Source organism: Neisseria sp. P0008.S010 (genome assembly GCF_051962715.1).
Lineage (GTDB): Bacteria > Pseudomonadota > Gammaproteobacteria > Burkholderiales > Neisseriaceae > Neisseria > Neisseria elongata.
The window spans coordinates 1-25485 of record NZ_JBQCVA010000012.1 but is presented as its reverse complement, the minus strand read 5'-3'; the positions used below and the strand labels follow the sequence as shown (position 1 = coordinate 25485).

The 25485-nt window shown below is 55.6% G+C and carries 24 protein-coding genes and 1 pseudogene; 6 read left to right on the top strand and 19 right to left on the bottom strand.

Translation table 11 applies throughout. The annotated features are described in order from the left end of the window. Positions 1–154: 154 nt before the first annotated feature. From mltA to ACTHSL_RS04890, 3 genes are all read right to left on the bottom strand, one after another. Positions 155–1492 (bottom strand): murein transglycosylase A, encoded by a 1338-nt coding sequence (gene mltA, locus ACTHSL_RS04900; protein ID WP_440380550.1) that lies wholly within the window; start codon positions 1490–1492, stop codon positions 155–157. A 131-nt stretch (positions 1493–1623) separates the two neighbouring features. Then, entirely contained in the window at positions 1624–2406 is a 783-nt protein-coding gene (gene trpC / locus ACTHSL_RS04895) for an indole-3-glycerol phosphate synthase TrpC (RefSeq protein WP_440380549.1), read from the bottom strand. Positions 2407–2632: 226 nt separating this feature from the next. Next, positions 2633–3019 carry a DUF488 domain-containing protein gene (locus tag ACTHSL_RS04890; RefSeq protein WP_440380548.1) on the bottom strand — a complete coding sequence of 129 codons (387 nt, stop codon included), beginning with the start codon at positions 3017–3019 and terminating at the stop codon, positions 2633–2635. Positions 3020–3195: 176 nt separating this feature from the next. Here ACTHSL_RS04890 and ACTHSL_RS04885 point away from each other — a divergent pair, with 176 nt between their 5' ends. Beyond that, positions 3196–4611, top strand: coding sequence for an alanine/glycine:cation symporter family protein (locus ACTHSL_RS04885; protein ID WP_440380547.1), 1416 nt, complete (start codon positions 3196–3198; stop codon positions 4609–4611). Positions 4612–4676: 65 nt separating this feature from the next. Here ACTHSL_RS04885 and ACTHSL_RS04880 read toward each other — a convergent pair whose 3' ends face one another. Further along, positions 4677–4832, bottom strand: coding sequence for a hypothetical protein (locus tag ACTHSL_RS04880; protein WP_214037884.1), 156 nt, complete (start codon positions 4830–4832; stop codon positions 4677–4679). Between the two features lie 89 nt (positions 4833–4921). Between ACTHSL_RS04880 and ACTHSL_RS04875 the strand changes: the two genes are divergently transcribed. Beyond that, complete coding sequence (locus ACTHSL_RS04875; protein ID WP_440380546.1) at positions 4922–5575, top strand: IS1595 family transposase; 654 nt, start codon at positions 4922–4924, stop codon at positions 5573–5575. Positions 5576–5623: 48 nt separating this feature from the next. Here ACTHSL_RS04875 and ACTHSL_RS04870 read toward each other — a convergent pair whose 3' ends face one another. Then, complete coding sequence (locus tag ACTHSL_RS04870) at positions 5624–6790, bottom strand: trans-sulfuration enzyme family protein (protein ID WP_107885726.1); 1167 nt, start codon at positions 6788–6790, stop codon at positions 5624–5626. A gap of 209 nt (positions 6791–6999) precedes the next feature. On the opposite strand from ACTHSL_RS04870, the gene folE2 reads away from it, so the two are divergent. Then, positions 7000–7773 carry a GTP cyclohydrolase FolE2 gene (folE2, locus tag ACTHSL_RS04865; RefSeq protein WP_049250380.1) on the top strand — a complete coding sequence of 258 codons (774 nt, stop codon included), beginning with the start codon at positions 7000–7002 and terminating at the stop codon, positions 7771–7773. A 111-nt stretch (positions 7774–7884) separates the two neighbouring features. Here the strand turns inward: folE2 and ACTHSL_RS04860 are convergent, their stop codons facing one another. From ACTHSL_RS04860 to fabI, 4 genes are all read right to left on the bottom strand, one after another. Next, on the bottom strand, positions 7885–8448 hold the full coding sequence (locus tag ACTHSL_RS04860; RefSeq protein WP_440380545.1) for an NAD(P)H-dependent oxidoreductase: 564 nt from the start codon (positions 8446–8448) through the stop codon (positions 7885–7887). A gap of 60 nt (positions 8449–8508) precedes the next feature. Continuing rightward, positions 8509–8700 carry an ArsR/SmtB family transcription factor gene (locus tag ACTHSL_RS04855; protein ID WP_440380544.1) on the bottom strand — a complete coding sequence of 64 codons (192 nt, stop codon included), beginning with the start codon at positions 8698–8700 and terminating at the stop codon, positions 8509–8511. A 304-nt stretch (positions 8701–9004) separates the two neighbouring features. Beyond that, positions 9005–9442: a large conductance mechanosensitive channel protein MscL gene (gene mscL / locus ACTHSL_RS04850; protein ID WP_003772950.1), complete on the bottom strand. Its 438-nt coding sequence runs from the start codon at positions 9440–9442 to the stop codon at positions 9005–9007. A 207-nt stretch (positions 9443–9649) separates the two neighbouring features. Beyond that, complete coding sequence (gene fabI / locus ACTHSL_RS04845) at positions 9650–10432, bottom strand: enoyl-ACP reductase FabI (RefSeq protein WP_440380543.1); 783 nt, start codon at positions 10430–10432, stop codon at positions 9650–9652. A gap of 126 nt (positions 10433–10558) precedes the next feature. On the opposite strand from fabI, the gene ACTHSL_RS04840 reads away from it, so the two are divergent. Further along, entirely contained in the window at positions 10559–12352 is a 1794-nt protein-coding gene (locus tag ACTHSL_RS04840) for an extracellular solute-binding protein (RefSeq protein WP_440380542.1), read from the top strand. 256 nt (positions 12353–12608) lie between these two features. Here ACTHSL_RS04840 and ACTHSL_RS04835 read toward each other — a convergent pair whose 3' ends face one another. From ACTHSL_RS04835 to eno, 5 genes are all read right to left on the bottom strand, one after another. After that, positions 12609–13289 carry an OmpA family protein gene (locus ACTHSL_RS04835; protein WP_049248890.1) on the bottom strand — a complete coding sequence of 227 codons (681 nt, stop codon included), beginning with the start codon at positions 13287–13289 and terminating at the stop codon, positions 12609–12611. Positions 13290–13378: 89 nt separating this feature from the next. After that, positions 13379–14215 (bottom strand): YoaK family protein, encoded by an 837-nt coding sequence (locus ACTHSL_RS04830; RefSeq protein WP_440380541.1) that lies wholly within the window; start codon positions 14213–14215, stop codon positions 13379–13381. Between the two features lie 70 nt (positions 14216–14285). Continuing rightward, positions 14286–15584 (bottom strand): glutamate-5-semialdehyde dehydrogenase, encoded by a 1299-nt coding sequence (locus ACTHSL_RS04825; protein WP_440380573.1) that lies wholly within the window; start codon positions 15582–15584, stop codon positions 14286–14288. 106 nt (positions 15585–15690) lie between these two features. Continuing rightward, the gene (gene ftsB, locus ACTHSL_RS04820; RefSeq protein ID WP_214037878.1) at positions 15691–15969 is read right to left on the bottom strand and encodes a cell division protein FtsB; all 279 of its coding nucleotides are present in this window, start codon (positions 15967–15969) and stop codon (positions 15691–15693) included. A gap of 9 nt (positions 15970–15978) precedes the next feature. Further along, a complete protein-coding gene (eno, locus tag ACTHSL_RS04815; protein WP_440380540.1) occupies positions 15979–17265 on the bottom strand; it encodes a phosphopyruvate hydratase in 1287 nt (428 codons plus the stop codon). 349 nt (positions 17266–17614) lie between these two features. Here eno and ACTHSL_RS04810 point away from each other — a divergent pair, with 349 nt between their 5' ends. After that, positions 17615–18607, top strand: a complete 993-nt coding sequence (locus tag ACTHSL_RS04810) for a WG repeat-containing protein (RefSeq protein WP_440380539.1) — start codon at positions 17615–17617, stop codon at positions 18605–18607. A gap of 68 nt (positions 18608–18675) precedes the next feature. Here ACTHSL_RS04810 and guaB read toward each other — a convergent pair whose 3' ends face one another. After that, positions 18676–20139 (bottom strand): IMP dehydrogenase, encoded by a 1464-nt coding sequence (gene guaB, locus ACTHSL_RS04805; RefSeq protein WP_440380572.1) that lies wholly within the window; start codon positions 20137–20139, stop codon positions 18676–18678. 163 nt (positions 20140–20302) lie between these two features. Between guaB and ACTHSL_RS04800 the strand changes: the two genes are divergently transcribed. Further along, positions 20303–20779, top strand: a complete 477-nt coding sequence (locus ACTHSL_RS04800) for a DUF4124 domain-containing protein (RefSeq protein WP_440380538.1) — start codon at positions 20303–20305, stop codon at positions 20777–20779. Positions 20780–20990: 211 nt separating this feature from the next. Here the strand turns inward: ACTHSL_RS04800 and ACTHSL_RS04795 are convergent, their stop codons facing one another. The 4 genes and pseudogenes from ACTHSL_RS04795 to ACTHSL_RS04780 all read right to left on the bottom strand — a co-directional run bounded on the left by ACTHSL_RS04795 (position 20991) and on the right by ACTHSL_RS04780 (position 25446). Further along, positions 20991–23447 carry a heavy metal translocating P-type ATPase gene (locus ACTHSL_RS04795; protein ID WP_440380537.1) on the bottom strand — a complete coding sequence of 819 codons (2457 nt, stop codon included), beginning with the start codon at positions 23445–23447 and terminating at the stop codon, positions 20991–20993. Between the two features lie 320 nt (positions 23448–23767). Continuing rightward, positions 23768–23872: pseudogene (locus tag ACTHSL_RS04790) on the bottom strand (IS481 family transposase); the annotation flags it as partial. A 121-nt stretch (positions 23873–23993) separates the two neighbouring features. Continuing rightward, positions 23994–25079, bottom strand: a complete 1086-nt coding sequence (locus ACTHSL_RS04785; protein WP_440380536.1) for a TolC family protein — start codon at positions 25077–25079, stop codon at positions 23994–23996. Between the two features lie 82 nt (positions 25080–25161). Further along, complete coding sequence (locus ACTHSL_RS04780) at positions 25162–25446, bottom strand: hypothetical protein (RefSeq protein ID WP_440380571.1); 285 nt, start codon at positions 25444–25446, stop codon at positions 25162–25164. Positions 25447–25485: the final 39 nt, after the last annotated feature.

Sequence of the window (25485 nt, the reverse complement as noted above, 5' to 3'; positions counted from 1 at the left end):
TGTGTGGTTTTATGGCATTTTGTGTTCTTGGTTGTAGTGCGGAGGCCGTCTGAAAAGCTGCTCGGCTTCGCGGAAACGCTGTTTCCGACCAAAATGGGGTTTCCTATTTACATGTGTAGAAACGGGGCTTTCAGACGGCCTGTCGGTATCCTGCTCAGGGGCGGTATTGCGGGGAGACGCCGTTGGGCAGGAGCTGCCAGACGTAGCCTGTGTGTTTCATTTTGCCGGCGACGCGTCCGGCTTCGTCGCCGTAGCCCCAGAAGTAGTCCACGCGCACCGCGCCTTTGATGGCGCTGCCGGTATCCTGCGCCATAATCAGGCGGTTGAGGCCGTGGCGGGTTTCGGGGTGAGTGGTGGCGACGAAGAGGGGTGCGCCGAGCGTGATGTGGTGGCGGTCTACCGCGCCCGCGTATTCGCCCGTCAGGGGGGTGCCGAGCGCGCCGATGGGGCCGTCGCTGTTGTCGTCGAGGGTGCGGAAGAAGACATAGCTGGGGTTCTGCCCCAATACTTCGGCCAGTTTTTGCGGGTTTTGCTGCATATAGGCTTTGATGCCTTGCATGGTGGTCTGAGCCAGCGGGAGGTAGCCGCGGTCGGCCATGTAGCGGCCGATGGAGACATAGGGGTATTCGTTTTTATCTGCAAACCCGAGGCGGATGTATTTGCCGGACGGGGTTTTCAGACGGCCGGAACCTTGTATTTGGAGGAAGAAGAGTTCGACGGGGTCGTCGGCATAGCCGAGTATCGGTGCTTTGCCGTTCAGCGCGCCGCCGTTGATTTCGTTGCGGGTGTGGTAGGGGACGAAGCTGCCGCCGACAAAGCGGCCTTTGAGGGCTTTAGTGCGCTCGGTGATGGGGAAGGCGGCGAGGTTGGCGGTGTGGGTGCCGTCGGCGGCGATGCGGCCGGTGTTCTGTCCGGTTTGGCGCACGCGGACGGTGGCTTTGCTGCCGCGCAGGTTGGCGGGCAGGTCTACCGAGACGAAGTCGTAGGGGATGCCGTAAACGGGGAAGCGGGCGCGGGCGGAGGCTTGCGTGTCGCCGTGGAGGACGGGTTCGTAATAGCCGGTTACCGTGCCGCCGAGTTGGCCGTTTTCGCTGACCTGCCAGGGGGTGAAGTATTGTTCGAAGAAGCTGCGGGCGGCGTGGTTGTTGCGTTGGGTTTGCGCGGCCTGCGTGCAGACGGCCTGCCAGCCGGGTTGGTTTTGCAGTTTTTCGCAGCCTTTGAGGAAGGATTCGAGGCTTTTGGCGAAGTGCTGGTGGGACCATTGCGGCAGTGCGGCGTAATCGACGGCGGTGTAGGACGCGCTGCTGCCCGCCGGGCGGACGGTCGTACCAGCGGCGGCGCGCTGTCCTGCGGGCTGCGGGGTGCGGTAGGTATTGGCCGGTTGAAGGGTGGTGCCGGAGGGTGTCAAGGCGGGGCGGGGTTTTTTGACTGTACAGGCGGCCAGTGCGGCGGCAGACAGCAGGATGCAGAGGCGTAAAACTTTTTGATTCATGAATGATGATGCCAAGAGGCCGTCTGAAAGCGGAAACTTCCTTTCAGACGGCCTGAAATACGGAGGAATTGCAAACGCGGGCACTATATCACAGTCCGGGCATCCGTGTGCCGGGGCGGGACGGGCGGGCGTTAAAACAGCTTGGCGACTTCGGCGGCGATGTCGTCGGCACGCATGAAGGTTTCGCCGATGAGGAAGGTGTGCACGCCGTGTTTCCGCATCGATTCGACGTCGGCTTTGTTGCGGATGCCGCTTTCGGCCACGACGATGCTGCCGTCCAAACGGGGCAGCAGGCGCAGGGTTTGGTCGAGGCTGACTTCAAACGTGCGCAGGTTACGGTTGTTGACGCCGCGCAAAGGGGTGGTGAGGCGGGCGCATTTTTCCAATTCGCTTTCGTCGTGCAGTTCCAGCAATACGTCCATGCCTAATTGGTGCGCGGTTTGTTCGAAATGTTCGAGTTGTCCCGCTTCCAGTGCGGCGGCAATCAGCAGCACGGCATCCGCACCCCAGGCGCGCGCCTGGTAAATCTGATATTCGTCGATGATGAAGTCTTTACGCAATACGGGCAGCGAACAGGCGGCTTTGGCCTGTTTCAGGTATTCGGGCGCGCCTTGGAAGTATGGTTCGTCGGTCAATACCGACAGGCAGGCCGCGCCGCCGCGTTGGTAGTCGGCGGCATGGGCGGCGGGGTCGAAATCGGGGCGTATCAGTCCTTTGGACGGGCTGGCCTTTTTGATTTCGGCAATCACGGCGGGAAGCCCTGCGGCGTGTTTGGCGCGGATGACGGCGATAAAGCCGCGCGGTGCTTCGGCCTGTTCGGCTTGGCGGCGGAGTGTTTCCAATGGGACGGCGGCCTTGGCGGCGGTGACTTCTTCGGCTTTGGTGGCAAGGATTTTTTGCAGGATGTCGGTCATGGTGTCTGCCTGAATGCGAGTTTGAACGGGATAGGCGGCGGATTATAGCAGGCCGTCTGAAAGGATTAGGGTCTGTCGATAATTACTTTTCCATGCGGGTTTTTGACCTAAGAGAGGCAAATTCGAGGCGGAAACCGCAGTCGGGCCGGATATTTTGTGAGAATTTTTAGCACGGAAAATGTCGCTTTGAGTGAAAGTGGGCGGAAAACGGCAGTTGCCGAAGACGCTAGGCACCGTCTGTTTTATCGAGGTAAACGAAGGTTTCGCCGAGGAAGTCCGCCAATACGGAAACGTGTGACTGTTCCGGATGGCGGACGGCGGTCAGTAGGCGGACTTCGCCGTGCGCTTTTTCCAGTTCGAGCAGCCGTGAAACGGCCTGCTTCGTTTCTGCACCGTTCAGTTCTTCATAGTAGCGGGAGGCGAAGGCGGCGAAGTTTTCCTCCGGATTTTCATGATAGAAACGGCGCAGGGCGGTGCCGGGGGCGATGTCTTTCAGCCATTCGACGGCGGCGAATGTTTCTTTGGTGATGCCGCGCGGGTAGAGGCGGTCGATGAAGACGGCGCAAAGGCCGGATTCGGGATGGAAGGCATAGATGCGTTGGACGGTAAACACAGGCGTATCCTCGGTTTGGCAGCCGCAGGCCGTCTGAAGGGCGGGGATGTTTCAGACGGCCTGCGGTTGCAATGTAAAGTTTTCTCAATTTCTTTGCGGTATATTACAATCGCGCCTTTTCCGCCGTATGTCCGCCGCATGGGCGACGGCCGGTTCTACTTAGGAGTTCGGAATTTATGATTGAGACGATACATGAATGGGTCAATAAGATTAACGGCGAATTGGGCGTTTATCTGATTTTCCTGCTGTTGGGTACGGGGCTGTTTTTTACTTTGGCTACCGGCTTTGTCCAAATCCGCCTGTTCGGCCGCAGCATCCGCGAGATGCTGGGCGGACGCAAGGCGGTCGATGATCCGCACGGCATCACGCCGTTTCAGGCTTTTGTTACCGGATTGGCCAGCCGCGTGGGCGTGGGCAATATCGCCGGTGTGGCCATCGCCATTCATTTGGGCGGGCCGGGTGCGGTGTTTTGGATGTGGGTAACTGCCGTCATCGGTATGAGCTCGGCCTTTGCCGAGTCATCTCTGGCGCAGCTTTTCAAAGTCCGCGACCACAAAAGCGGCCACTTCCGCGGCGGCCCTGCTTATTACATCCGTCAGGGCTTAGGGCAGAACTGGATGGCGGTGCTGTTTTCCGTCAGCCTGATTTTCTGCTTCGGTTTGGTTTATAACGCCGTGCAGTCCAATACCATCGCGGTGGCGGCCAAAGGGTCGTGGAGCTGGGATAGAGATGCGGTCGGCGTTGCCTTGGTCATCCTTTCCGCGCCGATTATTTTCGGCGGCATCCGCCGCGTGTCGCGCATTGCCGAAGGGCTGGTACCGATTATGGCGGTTTTGTACCTGCTGATGGCGTTGTATGTCATGGCGATGAATATCAGTGCCGTGCCGGCCGTGTTCGGCCAGATTTTCGGCAATGCCTTCCGTTTTGACGCGGCCGGAGGCGGCCTGCTCGGCGGCCTGATTTCGCAAACCATGCTCAACGGCATCAAGCGCGGTCTGTATTCCAACGAGGCCGGACAGGGTTCCGCTCCGAACGCCGCCGCCGCAGCCGATGTGAAGCACCCGGTGTCGCAGGGCATGATTCAGATGCTGGGCGTGTTCGTCGATACCATCATCGTTTGTTCCTGCACCGCGTTTATCGTGCTTGCTTCAGGTGCGCCTTATGAAACCTTGAGCGGCGTGGAACTGACGCAGACCGCGATTGTCAGCCAGGTTGGCAACTGGGGTGCGGATTTCCTGACCGCCATCCTGTTCATGTTCGCCTTCTCCACCATCATCGGCAACTACGCCTATGCGGAATCGAACATGCAGTTCATCAACAACCATTGGCTGACGATTGCCATCTTCCGTATGGCCGTGTTGGGCATGGTGTATTTCGGCGCGGTGGCCGAAGTGCCGCTGGTGTGGGATATGGCGGACTTGACCATGACCACGATGGCGTTAATCAACTTGGTTGCCATCCTGCTGCTGTCGCCGCTGGTGTTCCTGTTGCTGAAAGATTATTCGGCCAAACTCAGAATGGGCAAAGACCCGGAATTCAAGCTGTCCGAACATCCGAGCCTGAAGCGGAAAATTAAATCGGATATTTGGTAATCCGCAGTTGAAGGAAACGGAAAGGCCGTCTGAAACCGTATTTCGGGTTTTCAGACGGCCTTTGGTTATTTGAAGCGTTTGTATTTGTCGCTCAGGTATATCGGCAGTATCCACAGCAGGCAGCCGTACATCACCAACATGCTGACGGTAAAGAAAACGTGCTGCCGGTGCGTCATCGGCAGCAGCGGGCAGCGGCTTCCTTCGCAGCCATTCGCGCACATCGGGCGGCTTCCTATAAAACGGCAGGCCGTCTGAAAAACGGAAAAGTTTTGGGGCTGACGTAGATTAGCAGTTATGCTGGGCTACAAAAATGCAGATAACCAATTGTAAATTAAGCAAGAGAGTTCAAAAGAAACTACTTGAATTTTTTGTACTCCAAGTTACCGCCCGTTCCGCTGCCGATATTTTGGGCATTCAGCCCAACTCCGCCATTCTGTTCTACCGCAAAATCCGTATGGTTATCAGCCATCATTTGGCCTTGGCTGCCGATGAGGTTTTTGAGGGCCCTGTCGAGCTGAACGAAAGCTATTTCGGCGGACGGCGTAAAGGCAGACGTGGTCGCGGTGCGGCAGGAAAAGTGGTTGTCTTCGGCATTCTGAAACGCAACGGACGGGTCTATACCGTGGTCGTAGATAATGCCAAGTCTGATACTTTGATGACTGTTATCAAACAGAAAATCATGCCGGACAGCATTGTTTACACGGATAGCCTGAGCAGCTACGACAAGTTGGACGTGAGCGGTTTCATCCATTACCGTATCAACCATTCCAAGGAATTTGCCGACCGTCAGAACCACATTAACGGCATTGAGAATTTTTGGAATCAGGCAAAACGCGTCTTGCGAAAATACAACGGAATCGATCGCAAATCTTTCCCGCTGTTCTTGAAAGAATGCGAATTTCGGTTTAACTTCGGCACACCGTCTCAACAGCTTAAAATCTTGCGGGTTTGGTGTGGAATTTAGGGCTAATCTACGTCAGCCCCAAAGTTTTTTCAGACGGCCTGCAAGCCTTTACAGCGTGGTATCCAATGCGGATGAAATATCCGCCCAAATATCTTCCACGTCTTCAATACCGATGGAGAAACGCAGCAGGCCGACCTTGATGCCGAGCTGCATCTTCACGTCATGCGGTACGCCGCTGTGCGACTGGCTGTAACAGTGGTTCACCAAACTTTCCACGCCGCCCAGGCTGGAAGCCATCGTAACCAGCTTCATGTTTTTAATTACGCTGTTTGCGGCTTCGCGGCTGTCGTTTTTCAGATACAGTGTGACCACGCCGCCGCAGCCTTTGGCCATCTGCCGTTGCGCCAGCGCGTGATGTTCGTGCGACGGCAGGCCGGGGTAGAACACTTTTTCCACGGCGGGGTGGTTTTCCAGGCGGCGGGCGATTTCCAGCGCGTTTTCGCAGTGCCGCCGCATCCGCAGGGCAAGGGTTTTAATTCCGCGCAACACCAGCGCGCAATCCATGGGGCCGGCCACGCCGCCGGTATTCACCATCATGTTTTGCATGGGTTTGGCCAGCTTCTCGTCCTTCACGACGACCACGCCCATCAAAACGTCCGAGTGGCCGCACAAATATTTGGTGGCCGAATGGAAAACGATGTCGCAGCCCATGTCCAGCGGCTGTTGCAGATAGGGCGTGGCAAAAGTATTGTCTATGCCGGCCAGTGCGCCTGCCGCTTTGGCTTTGGCCGCCAGCGCGGCGATGTCCACCAGCCGCAAAAGCGGGTTGGACGGCGTTTCCAGCCAAACGAGCTTCACGTTTTGATTTTCCGCCAACGCGCGGTCGAGGTTGGCGGGGTCGGTCAAATCGGCAAACACGACGTTCACCCCCCAAGGCGCGTAAACTTCGGTCAGCAAATCATAGCTGCCGCCGTAGATGTCGCAGACGGCGACGACGGTGTCGCCCGGCCGCAAAAAAGTGCGGAACACGCAGTCTATGCCTGCCATGCCGCTGCCGAAGGCAAAGCCCGCCGCGCCGTGTTCCAGCGCGGCCACCGTGTCTTCCAGCACCTTGCGCGTCGGATTGCTCAAACGGGCGTAGCGGAAGGGAATCTGTTCGCCGATTTCCTTCATGGCGAACATCGAATTCTGATAAATCGGCGGCATGATGGCGCGGTTGTGTTCGTCGGGGTTGTAGGCGGTGTGGATGGCTTGGGTGTCGAAACGGTATTTCATCTCTGTCTTCCGATGGTTTGACGGGAAGCGGGATTGTAGGCCGTCTGAAAAACGGCGGCAACACGCCAAAGCCGTCCGAAAGCGGTTTTCAGACGACCTCAAACGGCTATCAAACAATAGACATTCCCAATCCGCATTGCCGCCACGCGGCTGCGGATATATACTCGCGCATTTCTCAAACACGCACGCCCTTTAAGGAATAACAACGCATGAACGCCATCGCCGATGTGCAGAGCAGTAAAGATTTACGCAACATGCCGATTAACCAAGTCGGCATCAAAGACCTCCGCTTCCCCCTGCAAATCACCACCGCTTCCGGCACCCAGTCTACCGTCGCCCGGCTCACCATGACCGTCCGCCTGCCCGCAGAACAAAAAGGCACGCACATGTCGCGCTTCGTCGCCCTGATGGAAGACCGCCGCCGCGAACTCGATTACGGCGAACTGAAAGACCTCACCCAGCGCATGTTGGAGCTGCTGGATTCCGACGCGGGCAAAATCAGTATCGCGTTTCCGTTTTTCCGCCAGAAAACCGCACCCGTGTCGGGCATCCGCTCGCTGTTGGATTACGACGTTACCCTCTGCGGCGAAGTGGCCGGCGGCGGATACCGCCACAGCCTCAAAGTGCTGGTACCCGTTACCTCGCTCTGCCCGTGCTCGAAGGAAATTTCGCAATACGGCGCGCACAACCAGCGTTCGCACGTTACCGTATCGCTGGTGTGCCGCGAAAACGTATCGGTGGAAGAGGTTATCGACATTGTCGAAAACCAAGCCTCCTGCCAACTTTACGGCCTCTTGAAACGTCCCGACGAAAAATACGTAACCGAACGCGCCTATGAAAACCCGAAATTCGTCGAAGACATGGTGCGCGACGTGGCCGTCGCCCTGCGCGGCGACGACAGGATAGAATCCTTTACGGTGGAAAGCGAAAATTTCGAAAGCATCCACAACCACTCGGCTTACGCCTATATCGCCTATCCTTGAGGTTTCCCGACAGAGAGGCCGTCTGAAAGCATGTTTCAGACGGTCTGCTGATGTAAACAAAAGGCTGCCCGATTTTCCAGGCAGCCTTGTCTATATTTGACCGAGTATTTTTCAGGCATATTTCTCCAAATGCGCCAGCAAATCGGCTGCCGCCTGTTCGGCCTGTCCCACCATTTCGCCATGATTCGCCTGTCTTTCCTCTTCGGTAAAAAATTCCAGTGCATGGAATGTGAAGGGCGGCAGGTATTCCGCACCGACATAGCGGGCGATGTTTTCAAACGGAATCAGCGTTTCGGTAAGTGTATGGCCGACTTTTCCAGTGTAGGAGTAATCAGTTTCGGGTGTGCCGTGCGATACGGCCAAACCTATTTTGCGGCCTTTGAAGGCGGTAGCGGATGAGCCGAATGCCCAACCATGCGTGAATACGGAATCGAACCATTGTTTCAGCAGCGGTGGACTGGAAAACCAGTACACGGGAAACTGAAAAATTACACTGCCGTGCGCTTCAATCAGAGCCTGCTCGGCGGCAACGTCGATGTTGCCGTCGGGATAGGTGGCATAGAGGTCATGCACGGTATAGCGGTCGGAGTGGGTGGCAAAGGCCTCGATCCAAGTGCGGTTGGCCATAGATTGGGAGAGATTAGGGTGGGCGACGATGATTAGTATTTTTTTCATATTGGCAACTTTAAATCTAAATATTTAATTTCTTAAATATGTTTGTCGAAAAAGAACTGGCTAAAAATTACTATTTAAATAAGAGGAAAATTCAGCCATGCTCTCGGGTTGATAGAAGCAGTAAGTCCATTTTCCGGCACGTTCGGTTCGGATGAGTCCTGCATCTTTCAATACAGTAAGATAGGTAGAAACCACAGGTTGAGTCAACCCAATTTTTTCTACGATGGCATTGACGCATACACCACCGACCATGCTGGTTTAACCTAGGCCAGAGAGTCGTTCGGGAGCAAAATATCGCTGGGATTTTTTAACCACAGAAGGATTTGCAGGCAGTGTTCGTTGGAAAGTGCTTTGAAAATGGTAGTTACGCTCATGGGTTAGGATTATACATATGTATTTAGATTTTTAAATAAATTAAGAAGGTTGTGCGGTATCGAACGCATTGCCTGTTTTAAAGTTTATGGCTGATATTGTTGAGATTCTTTAAATACGAAGTAGGATGCTTATGTTAGGGCCGTCTGAAATGTTTTCAGACGGCCTTTTATATGCGTGGGGATTATTTTTTCAACGAATCGCGGATTTCGCGCAGCAGCAATACTTCTTCGCTTGGTTCGGCCGGTGCTTCTTCTGCCGGGGCTTCCTGTTTTTTCAAAGTATTCAGGGCTTTGACCACCATGAAGATGGCGGAGGCGATGATGAGGAAGCTGATGATGCTGTTGATGAACAGGCCGAGGTTCAGGGTAACCGCGCCGCCCGCTTGTGCGGCAGCCAGTGAGGCATAGCCGTCTGCCGGGGCGTTTGCGCCGTTTTTCAAAGTGAGGAACAGGTTGGAAAAGTCCACGCCGCCGATCAGCAGGCCGATGGGGGGCATGATGACGTCGTCTACCAGTGATTTGACGATGCCTGAGAAGGCTGTGCCGACCACCATACCGACTGCGAGGTCGACGACGTTGCCGCGCATGATGAAATCTTTGAATTCTTGTTTGATTGACATGTGTTGTCCTTTCGTAATCGTTATCGGGATAAAAATCGAAAAAGGGCGGCAGTGTAGGGGAGGTATGCCGTTATTGTTATTTTTGCGTGATTTGCGGTTGTTTTGTGCAATATACGGTGTTTTTCTGATATTTTTGCATATGAAAAGCAGCGCAGGCCGGAAAATTCCGTGCCTGCGCTGTTTTTCAGACGGCCTGATGTGCGGGAATCAGACTTCGCTCAGGGCGTTGATGCTGTAACCGCCGTCCACATAGGTGATTTCGCCGGTGATGCCGGAGGCGAGGTCGGACAGCAGGAAGGCGGCGGCGTTGCCGACTTCTTCGATGGTTACGTTGCGGCCGAGCGGGTTTTGGTCGGCGACGTGTTTGAGCAGTTTGCTAAAATCGGCGATGCCTGAGGCGGCCAGTGTCTTAATCGGACCGGCGGAGATGCCGTTGCAGCGGATGCCGTCGCGGCCGACCGAGGAGGCGGTGAAGCGGATGGCGGCTTCGAGGCTGGCTTTGGCTAAACCCATGACGTTGTAGTTCGGAATGGCGCGCACCGCACCGAGGTAGGAGAGGGCGACGACGGCGGAATTGCGGCCTTTCATCATCGGGCGGGCGGCTTTCACCAGCGCGGGCAGGCTGTAGGCGGAAACGTCGTGCGCGGTGTTGAAGGCTTCGCGGCTGATGCTGTCGAGGAAGTCGCCGTTGAGTGCTTCGCGCGGGGCGAAGGCGATGGCGTGTACCAGGCCGTCGAGGCCGTCCCAGCTTTTGCCCAGGTCGGTAAACAGTTGCTCGATTTCGGTATCGCTTTGTACGTCGCAGCGGAATACCAGTTGCGAGCCGAGTTCTTCGGCCATTTTGCGTACGCGCTCTTCGAGTTTGTCCACCACATAGGTGAATGCCAGTTCCGCGCCTTGTTCGCGGCAGGCTTTGGCGATGCCGTAGGCGATGGAGCGTTCGGAGATCATGCCGGTAATCAGGATTTTTTTGCCTTGCAGGAAGCCCATGTCGATAGTCCTTGGTTGGGAGATGAAAATAGCCGCGATTATAGCCGAGTTTGCGCGGCGGTGGAAAAGGCCGTCTGAAAACGGGTTACAATGCGGCTTTCCTTTTTCTGCATGCAAGGTATCCGCATGAAGCCGTCCGCCGTTTCCGCCTTTTGCGCCGCCGTCCTGTTGTCGGCCGCCGTCCGTCCCGCCGTTGCCGGTTATGCGGCCGGTTTGGGGCAGCCGCCGCTGTATGCCGAAGGTTTCAAACATTTCGGCTATGTGAATCCGAACGCGCCCAAGGGCGGCAGTTTCACCCTGCCTGTGCAGGGGAGTTTCGATACGCTGAACCCGTTTACCTTGAAAGGTTCGGCGGAGTCGGGCGTTGCGATGCTGACGGTGGATACGCTGATGACGGAGGGCGGCGACGATCCTTTCGCCATGTACGGCTTGTTGGCGCAAGATATTTCGCTGGCTTCAGACGGCCTCTCCGTTACCTTCCGGCTCAATCCGAAAGCGCGTTTCCACAACGGCGATCCGGTGCTGGCCGAAGACGTGGCCGCCTCGTTCAAACTGCTGACGCAGGACAAAGCCGCGCAACCGCGTTGGAAATTCTATTGGGCGGACGTGGCGGCGGTGGAAACGCCCGACAACCGAACCGTCCGCTTCCGCTTCAAAAAACGCAATGCCGAACTGCACATGATTTTGGGCCAGCTTCCCGTGTTTTCGCGCAAAAGTTACCCGCAGGGTTTGGAAAAGGGCGGCAACACCGCCCCCATCGGTTCCGGCCCCTACCGTTTGGTAAAAACCGATTCCGGCCGCCTGAGCGAGTTTGCCCGCGACAAAAACTATTGGGCGCGCGAGTTGCCCTCGCGGCGCGGCATGTACAACTTCGACACCGTGCGCTTCCGCTACCTGCGCGACCCGACCATGCGGATTGAAGGCGTGAAGGCGGGCGATTTCGACTTCACGCAGGAAACCGCCGCCCGTTCGTGGGCGCGCGCCTATCCGGCCGACATCCTGCAAAAGCGCGGGCTGGAAAAGGCCGAACTGCCGCACAGCAACACCGTCGGTATGCAGGGTTTCGTCCTGAACCAACGCCGTGCGGCATTGAAAGACATCAGGGTGCGGCAAGCCCTGGTTTTGAGTTTCGATTTTGAAAACGTCAACAGCCGCATGATGTACGGTGCCTACCGCCGCAGCCCCAGTTTCTTTACCAACAGCGAAATGGCCGCCTCCAGCCTGCCCGATGCCGCCGAACTCGCCTTGCTGACCCCGTTGTCCGGCCGCCTGTCTGCCGCCGTATTCCGCCAACCCGTGCCGATGCCGCCGCAGAGCGACCCCGCGCTCGGCATCCGGCCGAATTTGCTGAAAGCCCGCAGCCTGCTGCTGGAGGCCGGCTACCGTTATCAAAACGGCGTGCTGACCGACAAGCAGGGCAGGCCGCTGGTGTTGGAATATCTGACCAACAGCAAAACCTTCGAGCGCGTGGCGGGCAAATGGCAGCGCGACCTGGCCAAAATCGGCATCACCCTCAACCTGCGCACCGTCGATGCCTCCCTTTATCAAAAGCGGCTGGCCGATTTCGACTACGACATCATTATGGCTACTTACTCCAACAGCCAAAGCCCGGGCAACGAACAAATCGACTATTTCGGCTGTGCCGCCGCCCAAACCAAAGGCAGCGGCAACTACGCGGGCGTGTGCGACCCTGCCGTCGAACAACTGCTAAAACGGTTTGAACACTTCTCCGACCGCCGCGAACTGGTTACCGCCGCCCGCACCCTCGATCGCGTATTGCGCCACCAATATATCGTCGTCCCCAACTGGTACAGCGACCGCTACCGCATCATTTACCGCCGTACGCTGGGCATCCCCGCCCGTCCGCCGAAATACTATCAGGCGGCATCTTGGGCGTTGCAGACTTGGTGGGTGAAATAGGTGAAATAGCGGAAGGCCGTCTGAAAAGTTTAAAACCCTTTTCAGACGGCCTGTTGTTTTTTCCTTTTAATTATCTATGTTATGCAGCAGGGTGAACGATGAAATCAATTTTTTCGGTAGCGGCAGGATAACGATGCGGCAAATTGCAAATCTATGGATATAAAACCCGCAGGCAACGGTTGATGTCCCTGCATAAAATGAGGCCGTCTGAAAGTTGTTTTCAGACGGCCTTTTGTCATGCGGCAAATGAACTTAATCAACGCAGTTGCTGTTGTGCGGCACGCACGGCATTTTGGTCCGGATTGATTAAGATTTCGACACGGCGGTTTTGCGCGCGGCCTTCAACGGTGGCGTTGGAGGCAATCGGCTGACGCGAGCCGTGGCCGAAGATGTTCATGCGGGAAGCACTCACGCCGCGTGATTGCAGGTAGGAAGCGACGGCTTGGGCGCGGCGTTGCGACAACGGATCGTTGATGGCGTCGGAGCCGGTGTTGTCGGTATGGCCGTTGACGGTCAGCGTGGTGTCGGGGTATTGGGTCAGGGTTTGCGCGGCGGCGGCCAAGGCGTTTTGTGCGTTGGCGTTCAGCGTGGAGCTGTTGGTGGGGAAGGTAACGTTTTCAGGCATCACCAGTTTGATTTGGTTGCCGTTGCGTTCCACATCCACGCCGGTGTTGGCCAGGCTTTCGCGCAGTTTTTTCTCTTGATAGTCCATGTAGCCGCCGATGCCCGCGCCGACCGCGCCGCAGGCCAGGGCGGAGTTGCGCGCGCCTTTGCCGCCGTGGGTCAGTGCGCCGATGATGCCGCAGGCCGCCGCGCCGCCGAGTCCGTACATGGCGGTTTTGCTGGTTTTCTGTGTGCCGTCGGGGTAGGTGATGCAGCCGCCGAGCATCAGGGCGGAGGAAACGGTGATGACAGTAATCGTGTTGAACAGTTTCATGATTGTCCTTTCTGTCGGGTGTGGAAATACGGAAACTATAGCCGATTGTGCGGTGTTTCAGACGGCCTTAACTTGATATTACGCCCTGCCTACCGTTTAAGCCGTTTTTTCTGCCGCCAGTATATTCGCCAGCGCAGTTTGGCGTCGTAGCCGACCGATCCGGCACCGAACCAGAACAGTAGGGCGGCCACGGGGAAGGTGAAGTGGTAACCGAGCCGGTGGTAGCCCCACGCGCCGACTACGCCGCCTAAAATGAAGGCGGCCAAAAGTGCCAGCAGCAGGCGCATTTTCGGGCGGTTGACAGCGATATCGGGCAGTTTCGGGTTTTTGCTGCGGCGGTAATACAGCACTTTGCCCAATTCGATGCCCAGGTCGGTTACGGTGCCGGTCATGTGGGTGGAGCGGATGACGCCGCCTGAGAGTACGGTCATGACGGTGTTGTGCATCCCCATGATGAAGCACAGCAGCAGCACGGTGGGCGGCAGGAGGATGCGGCCGTAGTGCGACAAGGCCACGCCCAAAAGGCCGAAGGCGAGCAGGTAGAGGCTTTCCAGCCACATCGACAGGCCGTAGCTGCTACGGAAGCGTTGGCGTTTCGCCCACAGTATCGTCCAACTGGAATGTGCGGAGCCGATTAGGAAGGCGACTACGCACGACATGGCGGAGAAGAAGCCGTGCCAGTCGCCCAGATAGGCCGCGTCTGCCGCGCCCGACATCGAACCGGTGATGTGCGAGGTGTAGCTTTGGACGGCGAAGAAACCGCCGGCGTTGATTGCGCCGGCAAGGAAGGACATGATGTAGCCGAGGGCGCGGAAACCGCCGTCGGTAATCTGGCAGTCGTGCAGGTAGGGTTTGTCGGCCTGCCAAAAGGGCTGGCTGTGGTGTTTGTTGGACGGTTTGACGCGCTTTTCCCGTTGGTTCGCCATGTGTTTGCCGTATGTGGTTTTGCGGTTGGGAGGCCGTCTGAAAATTGTTTTTCAGACGGCCTTGCAGGGGTTAGGTGCGGATTTGGCCGTTGCCGAGCACGATCCATTTTTGCGAGGTCAGGCCGTGCAGGCCGACGGGGCCGCGGACGTGGATTTTGTCGGTGGAAATGCCGATTTCCGCGCCGAGGCCGTATTCGAAGCCGTCGGCAAAACGGGTGGAGGCGTTTACCATCACGCTGGCGGAATCGACGGCACGCAGGAAGGTTCGGGCACGGCCGAGGTGTTCGGTTACGATGCTGTCGGTGTGGCCGCTGCCGTGGCGGTTGATGTGGGCGACGGCTTCTTCAAGGCTGCCGACGATTTTGACGGCAAGCACGGGGGCGAGGTATTCGGTGTCCCAGTCTTCGTCGGAGGCCGTCTGAATGTCGGGCAGTATGGACAGCGTTTGCGGGCAGCCGCGCAGTTCCACGCCTTTTCCGCGGTATTTTTCCGCCAGCGGCGGCAGGAGTTCGGCGGCACGGGCGGTGTGGACCAGCAGGGTTTCCATGGTGTTGCAGGTGCCGTAGCGCGAGGTTTTGGCGTTGAAGGCGATGGAGACGGCTTTTTCGGGGTCGGCAAATTCGTCCAGATAGACGTGGCAGATGCCGTCCAAATGTTTGATGACCGGCACGCGGGCTTCGGCGGCAATCCTCGCTACCAGCGATTTGCCGCCGCGCGGGATGATGACGTCGATTAAATCGGGGTTTTGCAGCATCGCACCCACGCCTTCGCGGGCGGTGTCTTCGATAAAACAGACGGCATCGGCGGGCAGGCCGTTTTCGTGCAGGGCTTGACGGAACAGTTTGGCAATCGCGCTGTTGCTGTTGACGGCTTCACTGCCGCCGCGCAGGACGCAGGCGTTGCCGGATTTCAGGCACAGGGCGGCGGCATCGGCGGTTACGTTCGGCCGCGATTCGTAGATGATGCCGATGACGCCGAGCGGTACGCGCATTTTGCCGATTTGAAGGCCGTTCGGGCGGGTGCGGAATTCGTCCATTTCGCCCACGGGGTCGGGCAGGGCGGCAATCTGGCGCAGGCCTTCGCAGATGTTGTCTATACCCGCGTCGGAAAGTTGCAGGCGGTCGAGCATGGCGGCGTCCAGTCCTTTTGCTTCGGCGTTTTCCATGTCCTGGCGGTTGGCGGCCAAGATTGCGGTGCAGTGTTTGTCCAGTAGTTCGGCCGTGCGGAGCAGGGCGGCATTTTTGGCCGAGGTGTCGGCGGCGGATACGGCGTAATAGGCGTTGCGCGCGGCGGCGGCTTGGGCGCGGACGTAGGCGGCGGTGTCCTGCATGGTGTCCTCCTGATGTTGGTCGGGAAATGGAAAGCAGATGATAAACAAAGTTAGGCCGTCTGAAAATATGGATTGAGGCCGTCTGAAAACCTTGTTTGCGGGTTTTCAGACGGCCTTTGTTGAAGGAACGGGCGGGCGGGAAGCCTTAATCGTTCCGTTTGATCAGGCGGTAGTAGGTTTCGCCTTGTTCGATATAGCCCAAATCGACGCGGGCGATTTCGGTGATGGCCTCGCTGCCGTCGGTCAGGTCGGCAACTTCGGCACTCAGGGCGTTGTTACGCAGCTGCAAATTCGCGTTCGTGGCCTGTTGTGCCGCTATTTTGCCGTCTGTAACGACCACGTCGTGATAGCTGCCTTTCCCTATCCACAGTTGGTATTGGAAAAGGGCGATGGCGGACACGAGCACCAAAGTTACCCACTTCATGTTTCGGCCTTATTTTTTCAGTTGGTAAAATGCGGCCTTGCCCGGATAGTAGGCCGCTTCGCCCAGTTCTTCTTCGATGCGGAGAAGCTGGTTGTATTTGGCCATGCGGTCGGAGCGGGAGAGCGAGCCGGTTTTAATCTGCATGCAGTTGGTGGCGACGGCCAAATCGGCGATGGTGCTGTCTTCGGTTTCGCCGGAACGGTGGCTCATCACGCTGGTGTAGCGGTTACGTTTGGCCAGTTCGACCGCTTTGAGGGTTTCGCTCAACGTGCCGATTTGGTTCACTTTGACCAGCAGGGCGTTGGCGATGCCCGCCTCTATGCCTTCGGCCAGGATTTTTGGGTTGGTGACAAACAGGTCGTCGCCCACTAGTTGGACTGTGCCGCCGAGTTTTTGCGTCAGTAGTTTCCAGCCTTCCCAGTCGTTTTCGTCCATACCGTCTTCAATGGAGACGATGGGGTAGCGGGCGGCCAGGTCGGCCAGGTAGTCGGCAAATTCCGCGCTGCTCAGGGCTTTGCCTTCGGCGGACAAATGATATTTGCCGTCTTTGTAGAATTCGCTGGAGGCGCAGTCTAAGGCGAACAGTACGTCTTCGCCGGTTTTGTAGCCCGCGTCGGCAACGGCCTGCTGCATCAGTTTCAAGGCTTCTTCGTGGCTGTTCAGGTTGGGTGCGAAACCGCCTTCGTCGCCGACTGTGGTGGGGAAGCCTTTGGCATCGCACAGTTTTTTCAGGGCGTGGAAAACTTCCGCGCCGCAACGCAGGGCTTCGCGGAAGGTCGGCGCGCCGACGGGCATAATCATGAATTCCTGGATGTCCAGGCTGTTGTTGGCGTGCGCGCCGCCGTTGATGACGTTCATCATCGGTACGGGCATGGCCATTTGTCCGGCACCGCCCAGGTAGCGGTAGAGCGGCAGTCCAGCATCTTCGGCTGCGGCGCGGGCGACGGCCATGGAAACGGCCAGGGTGGCATTTGCGCCCAAACGGCCTTTGTTGTCGGTGCCGTCCAGTTCGATCATCACTTTGTCGATGTAGCTTTGTTCGGAAGCGTCGATGCCGATCAGGGCTTGGGCGATTTCGTTGTTTACGTGTTCGACCGCTTTCAATACGCCTTTGCCCAGATAGCGGGCTTTGTCGCCGTCGCGCAGTTCCAGGGCTTCTTTTTGGCCTGTGGACGCGCCGCTGGGCACGGCCGCGCGACCCATCACGCCGCTTTCCAGCAGCACGTCGCATTCTACGGTGGGGTTGCCGCGCGAATCCAAAATCTCGCGGGCGAAGATGTCGATGATGGCGCTCATGTTTTCTTCCTTTTGTGGTCGATAGGGATGGATGATGTTTTCAGACGGCCTCTAAGACCGTGTGGTCGGTCGGCGGCGATTATACCGATAGCGATACCAAAATTGCGATGAAACCGACTGTAAGTTTATTTCACGTCAACATCGGTTTGCATAAGAAGCAAGATATGCCGAAACGGCTCTGCATTTTAACAAATTTTGAGATTTTAGGGCAGGGTAACTTGCTGCAAATGCTTTGTTTTAGGTGGAAAGGTCGTCTGAAAATATCTTAAGTATATTAACTGTTTTTGAATATGGACAGGTCATATGGTTTTTTATAAAATTTAGACATCATTTTCAACAAGGTTAATGTATGAAGAAAATATTTTTAGGCGCTTTCATTGCATCAGTGTATATGCCTGTTGCACTGGCGGATACCTGCGAAGCACCAAAATTGACCGGTAGAGAAGGTTACAGCACGGTTTCTTGCCTTAATGAAGAAGGTTTGTCTATGGTTGTGAAGCCGGGTAACAAGAAGAGTCCTTTTTTGAATGGTTTTGTCAATCGGCAAGGGAAGGTTGTTGTTCCACTCAAATATTACGCTGCTCGCGATTTTTCTGAAGGATTGGCAGCAGTTTGTAAAATAGTAGGAAAATCGGATCAGGTTTTATGCGGTTATATCAATGCTAGTGGTAAAGAAGTTATTCCTTTAAAATTTCAAGACTTGCCTGGTGATTTTGAACAAGGTATTGCTCCTGTCAAACAAAAAGGCAAATGGGGCTTTATTGACAAAAATGGCAAAGTTGTCATTCCATTCCAATATGTTAAAGCCGATCCATTCAGTGAAGGACTGGCTGCTGTTGTCACTGCTGATACAAATAAATATGGCTATATCAATACAAAAGGTGAGATGGTTATTCCACCAAAATATGAAGAAGCTTTTTATTTTAATGAAGGTTTGGCTGCTGTTCAGATTCTTGATAAATGGGGCTATATTGATAAGGAAAATAAGTGGGTAATTCCTGCCCGATATTCAAGTGCTTCTAATTTTGAGGATGGTATGGCAATGGTTTCACAAAATGATAAATACGGTTATATTGATAAAAAGGGAAAGGTGGTTATCCCCTTTAAATATGAATTTATGGGTTCATTGAGTGAGGGTTTGATTGGTGCAAAATTAAACGGCAAAATCGGCTATTTAGATAAAACCGGCAAAGTGGTCATACCATTCAAATTTGGCACTTTTAATGATTTTCAAAATGGTGTGGCACTTGTTAATATGAAGAATATGTTTAAAGACGAAGATTATAGTGAGGATGAATTCTTTTATATTGATAAGCAAGGCAAGCCAGTTGAAGTGGAATAACGATTTGTAATTTTTTTGTAAGTAAGGTCGTCTGAAAAGCTTTTCAGACGACCTTTTTTCACTTTACCTTAGCGGTGATAGTTCGGCGCTTCTTTGGTAATTTGAACATCGTGAACGTGGGATTCGCTCATGCCAGCGGAGGTGATTTCTACAAATTCCGCTTTTTCGTGCATTTCGGCAATATTGGCGCAGCCCAGATAGCCCATGCTGGAACGCAGTCCGCCGGTGAGCTGGTGGATGATGTTTACAATCGGGCCTTTGTAGGGGACGCGGCCCTCGATGCCTTCCGGCACATATTTGTCGGCGCTTTCCTGTTTGTCTTGGAAATAGCGGTCGGAAGAGCCTTGGCTCATTGCACCCAGCGAACCCATGCCGCGGTAAGATTTGTACGAACGGCCTTGGTAGAGTTCGATTTCGCCCGGGGCTTCTTCCGTGCCGGCAAACATGCCGCCCAGCATCACGCACGACGCGCCGGCTGCCAAGGCCTTGGCGATGTCGCCCGAGAAGCGGATGCCGCCGTCGGCAATCAACGGTACACCCGTGCCTTTCAAGGCTTCGGCAACGTTGTGAATTGCCGTCAGTTGCGGCACACCCACGCCTGCGACGATGCGGGTGGTGCAAATCGAACCCGGGCCGATGCCGACTTTCACTGCGTCCGCACCGGCGGCAACCAAATCGCGCGCCGCCTGCGCGGTGGCGATATTGCCGCCGATAACCTGTACTTCGGGAAAGTTTTCCTTCACCCATTTCACGCGGTCGAGTACGCCCCGGCTGTGGCCGTGCGCGGTATCGACCACAATTACGTCCACGCCTGCGGCTACCAACGCTCTGACGCGCTCTTCCGTGTCCGCCCCCGTGCCGACTGCCGCGCCGACGCGCAAACGGCCTTCGGCATCTTTGTTGGCATTGGGGAATTCGGTGGTTTTGATGATGTCTTTAACCGTAATCAGGCCTTTGAGTTCGTCGTTGGCGTTCAAAACCAAAACACGTTCGACTTTGTGCTGGTGCATCAGTTCGCGCGCTTCTTCGATGCTTGCGCCTTCGGCCACGGTAACCAGGCGTTCGCGCGGGGTCATGATGGCGGAAACCGGCAGGTCGAGGCGGGTTTCGAAACGCAGGTCGCGGTTGGTTACGATGCCGACCACTTTGCCGTTTTCCACGACCGGCAGGCCGGACATTTTGCGTTTGCGTTGCGCGCGTAGTTCCAAAAGTTCGCGGATAAGGACGTTGGGTGCGACGGTAACGGGGTCTTTGACCACGCCGCTTTCATGGCGTTTTACCTTGGCTACGGCTTTAGCCTGCATGTCGGGGGACATATTTTTATGGATGATGCCCAAGCCGCCTTCCTGAGCCATCGAAATGGCCAGACGGGCTTCGGTTACGGTATCCATAGCGGCGGAAAGCAGGGGGAGGTTGAGGGTGATTTGGCGGGTGAGTCTGGTTTTAAGGGAAACGTCGCGCGGCAGCACTTGGGAATGGGCGGGAACGAGCAGAACGTCGTCGAAGGTGTAGGCTTTTTCTACGATGCGCATGATGCTTTCAACTTTCAGTTTGTGCAAGATGCACGCCATTGTATCAAATTTGCCGCGCCTCCCCAACAGATTTGGCGGCAGTTCAGACGATAACATGGCGGCATAAGGGTAAATACAGTACAATCTTACCTATTCATACCGATACAAAAGAGAGAGTCGAATTATGCACATTACTCAAATTGCCAAAGTTTTGTTGTTGGGCAGCTTGTTGGTGTCGGGCAGTGTTTCCGCAGCTTCCTCGGAGGTTTACCGTTGGAGGGAAAAAAGCGGGGTAAACACTTATTCCGATGTTCCTTATCAACTGAAACCGACAGCCAGTACCACTATCAATATCCGTACCAATAAAGTAACGCCGCCGGTGAATTCGACCGTTCAGCCTGCTTCCGTTACAACTGTGGGTGATCCGAATGCAACCCCATCTTTGGCAGATCAGCAGGCCAAGGTGAATGAACAAATTGCGCAACAAAATAAAGAAGCTGAAAAACGCAACAAAGAAGTTGAAGAGCAGAATAAGCAGATAGCAGAAGCAAACTGTAAAACCGCACAGATGAATTTGTCTTTTGCGCAAAATGCGCGTACCGACAAGCGTGAAGCATTGATTCAGCGTTTCAATCAAGAAGTAGCGAAATATTGTAAATAAATAATCGGGTTTCAAACCGGATTCATAATGGGGCTGACGATTGTCAGCCCCATATTTTTGGTTTCACTGTTTTTTGATTTGGATTGGTGGCGGATTAGCTTGCATTCGGGCAAGGAGGACAATGACGCACCTGCTTGCTGCGAATCCGCCATGCGTGTTTTCAGACGGCCTTCAGCTTTTGATGCGGCACAGTCGGAAATCAAATCGGAAATTAAACCGGTTTGCCATGTTTCCTTAAGCGCAGCGCATTGGCTAATACCAGCAGGGAGCTGCCGCTCATGCCTAATGCGGCCAGCCAGGGGGTAACGAATCCTGCTGCGGCCAGCGGGACGGCGATCAGATTGTATGCGGCTGCCCAAATCAGATTCTGACGGATAATCGTGGCGGTGCGTTTGGCTTGGTTTACCGCTTGCGGAATCACGGCCATGTCGTCGTTCAGCAATACGATGTCTGCACCCGCTCGGGCAACGTCGGCCCCGCCCGACACGGCAACGGATACGTCGGCAGCGGCTAAAACGGGTGCGTCGTTGATGCCGTCGCCCACCATCAGCACTTTCTTGCCCTGCCGTTGCAGGGTTTCGACATAGGCCAGTTTGTCTTCCGGCACGGCTTCGGCGCGGAATGCGTTTAGACGCAGGTTCTGCGCCAGCGATTGCACGGCGGCTTGGCGGTCTCCGCTGAGGAGGTGGACGGTTAAACCTTGTTGTTTCAATTCGGCAACCATTTGCAGGATGCCGGATTTGGTTTGGTCTTCAAGCAGGAAAACGGCTTCAAAACCGTGTCGGTTGCCGAGGGTGATGAGTGTGCCCGCATGTTTTGCCTCGGTAACGGTATCGGGCAGGTTGCCGGCGGTTTCGGCGACGTATTCGGGTTTGCCCAGCAGCCAGAGGTCGGTTTGACCGTTGATGGTCAGCATCGCGCTGACACCGTGGCCGACGCGGTTCAGCCTTTGTCCGGTCTCGATATGGATGCCGTCTGAAAAGGGCAGGGCGGCGATGGCGCGGGCAATCGGGTGTTCGGATTGGGCTTCGAGCGTTTGTGCGATTTGTGCCGCCTGTTGTTCTGTCAGGCTGCCTAGGCAGATGGTTTGTTTGACTTTCAGACGGCCTTCCGTCAGCGTGCCGGTTTTGTCGAATACGGCATCGGTGGCAACGGCCAAAGTTTCCAAAGCCTGCGGGCCGGCCACCAATACGCCTTGCGCGGCCAGTTTGCCCGTAGATGCGGCCAGGGCGGTGGGCGTGGCGAGAGATAGGGCGCACGGGCAGGTAATGACCAGTAGTGAAACGGTAATCCATAATGCCTGATGGATGTCGCTATACCACCACCAGCCGATGAAGACGGGCAGTGAGAAGGCAATCATACCGAACACGAAGCGCGAGGCGTATTGGTCGGCCAAAACGGCCAAACGCGGTTTTTGCGATAAGGCTTTGTCGAGCAGTTTGACGATGTGCGCCAAACGCGTATCGCCGCCCACGCCGTCTGCACGGATGATGAGCGGGCCGGCGGTGTTGAGCGTGCCGGCGGTAACTTTGTCGCCCGGCTGTTTGGGTACAGGCAGGTTTTCACCGGTCAGCATGGCTTCGTCGGCCTCGCTTTCGCCTAACAGGATGCAGCCGTCGGCAGGTATCACTTCGCCCGCTCTCACCAGCAGAACGTCGCCGTGTTGAAGCTGCACCACGGCGGCTTCTTCAGCCGTTTCGTCGTCAGGATAGTTTGGCAGTTTGCGACAGAAGGCAGGTACGAGTTTGACCAGCCTTTCCGCCGCATCCCCTGCTTTGCGCCGTGCGGACTGCTCCATAAAACGCCCCAGCGAAAGCAGGAATACCAGCATGGCCAAACCCTCGAAATACATTCCTTGTCCTGCATTCCGCAACAGGGCGTACAGGCCGGCACCGAAAGCCAGCCAGATGGATAACGCAATCGGTGTGTCCATGCCGGGGCGGCGGTTTTTCAGATCGCGCAGGCAGCCGCGATAAAAGGGGACGGCAGCGAAAAAGATAACGGGCAACACCATTAAAAATGCGCCCCAATGCAAAATAGTGAGAAATTGCGGCTCGATATCGTCATACAGATAGGTCGGCAGGGCAAACATCATGGTTTGCATCATGCACATCCCGGCCACGGCCAGTCGGACGATGGCTTTTTTACGTTCTTTCCGCGCCGATTCGTCTGCCTTGTGCGCGTCGTAAGGCGAGGCCGAATAACCCGTTTGTCGGATTTTCAGCAAAATGTCGGAGAGCTTTACCCGGCTGTCGTCCCATTTAATGCGGGCCTTCAGCGTGCTGTAATTCAATTCGGCCGACAGAATACCGCTTTGCCGCAATAGCTGCTGTTCAATCAGCCAGACGCAGGCGGCACAGGTAACGCCGCCCAGCATCAACGATGCTTCACGCTCGTTTACCGACAGCGTTTCGACAAATTCGCGCTGCACGTCGGGCAGATCGTACAGTTTCAGTTGGGCCAGAATCTCGGGCGGAGGCAACCCGGCCTGTTCCGCTTCGGCAGTTCGCTGCTTGTAATAATTACCCAGTCCGGCATCAATAATACCCTGCGCCACAGCCTGACAGCCGGCACAGCAGGCAGGCTCTTCCCGCTGTTCATAGACAATCGGCAAATGGGTACCATCGGGAACGGGCAGGCCGCAGTGGAAACAGTTTTTTTCACTCATAATGGGGTGGGATTGTACACGCTTTGATGATAGGCCGTCTGAAAGGAAAACTTGGTGCAATCACGAAGAATTTTGCATTTATGGCAGATATATTAACTTTCGATATGGGTAGGTTGGAGAAAAATCAGTAATGCAGCCAGATGGCCAACATCGTAATAATTTGCTTTTAGATGATATTGGGAAGAGGGTAAGGCGTAGCGTGAGGGAAAGTGTGTTTTTGTTGTAAGTTTATCTGTAGGAAATCATCGTGTTGTTTATACCACAGGTTGAGAATGAAGCCTGCAAGACTTCAAACGGCATATCGCTGTTCAAACTGCGGTATAGCGGTAGGCCGGGGAGGTGACGCTTTCCTTCTCTTGTGTGTAGGCCAGCCAAATGGCTTGGCGGTGGTGCAGGGTGAGGCGGGTGTTTTTATGCATGTTCATGTTTCAATATTCTCCTAGAAATACTGTAAACAATGCTATTGGTTTCTAAATTTTAACTATACAGTTATTACTCTAGATGTGGTTGCCCGAAAAATTCTAATTGACTTATTCTACTCTTTATTTATGGTGTGTTGGGAATTTCCTGCCAGCCGCTGCCGATGGCTTTGTAGAGGTTGAGCAGGTTGAGGCCGGAGGCGAGTTGGTTGTCGAGCAGGTTTTGGCTGAAGCTGTGGGCGCCGAGCTGGGATTGCAGGGCGGTGTCGAGGGTTTTGCGGCCGTAGCAGAAGAGTTGGCGGTCGTTGCGCACTTGCTGTTTGGCGCTGGCGAGTTGGGCGCTGCGGGCTTGGATTTCGGCGGCGCGGGCGCGCAGGTCGGGGCGTTGGTTGAGGAGGCTGCCGGGCCGGATGCCTTGTGGCGGGCTGGGGAGGTGTTGCAGCAGGGCGGCTTGGCGCATGGCGTTGCTATCGAGGCGGAAGGTTTGCGGGGTTTGGCCGATGAGTACGGCGATGCTGCGCTGCTGGGCGTTGAATTGGGCTTGCAGGGCTTGGATTTGGGCGGTAATGGCGGTGGTGTCGTGGGCGGTGGCGTGGCCGGCGTTGAAGCGGCCGGTGGCGTAGCGTGCCAGTTCGTGCAGGGTGGCAAGCTGTTGGGAAACGAGGGTTTGCTGCTGCTGGATGTGGGCGGCGCGCAGGTAGTGTTCGGCGATTTGGGCGGAGACGAGCAGGCGGCTGCCGTGGAGCTGCTCTTGGCTGCCGAGGGCGGCGGCGCGGGCGGCATCGGCATCGCTGCGTTTCTGGCCGAAGATGTCGGGCTCCCAGGCGGCGCGGAAGCTGGCGGAGGTGAGCTTGCCGCCGTTGCCGAGGTAGGGGTCGCGGCGGTGGTTGCGGTAGCCTTTGGCATCGGCGGCGAGACCGGTGCTGGGCAGGAGGTTGGCTTCGGCCAGGCGGGAGGTGGCGCGGGCTTCTTCTAGGCGGCTGCGGGCAATGGCGATGCTGTGGTTGTGTTGCAGGCCTTGTTCGATGAGGCGGCCGAGCTGGGGATCTGGCCATTGCTGCCACCAGCGGGCTAACTTGGGGGAGGAATCGGCCTGGCCGGTGTGTTGGAAGTTTTCAGGTAGCGTGATGTTGGATTGGCGGTCGATTTGGGTAGTGGTGCAGGCGGTGAGGAGGAGAGCTAGAGCAATCGGGAGGAGTTTGGAGGTGGGCATGGTGGGTTTCCTTGGTGTGGGGCTACCTGAAAATGTACAGGTGGTTTTTCAGGTAGCTTTTAAGATAAAATTATCTGCTGTCTTAATCATGCATATAAACATTTTCACGATGGTGTTGTAGATACTCTTTTGTTTTTTCGGGTAGCTTTTTAAGCTGTATATCAGGAGAAATGTTTAATGCCTGCCAATTTTTATCATCCAGCTGTGGGCTGATTAAGATTTTTCCTTCTTCATCGAAGCTGATGAAACCTCTGTCAAACAGCCAATCAATATGCGGTGCAAACATAAAGCCGTTATAGCCGTCTAGGCGTTCTTCATTAGACCTCTTACGAAAGTATCCTGAAGATTTACAATTTCCAAATGAAATACGAAAACCTAATCCAAAGAAGCAACAGGGAATTCAAAC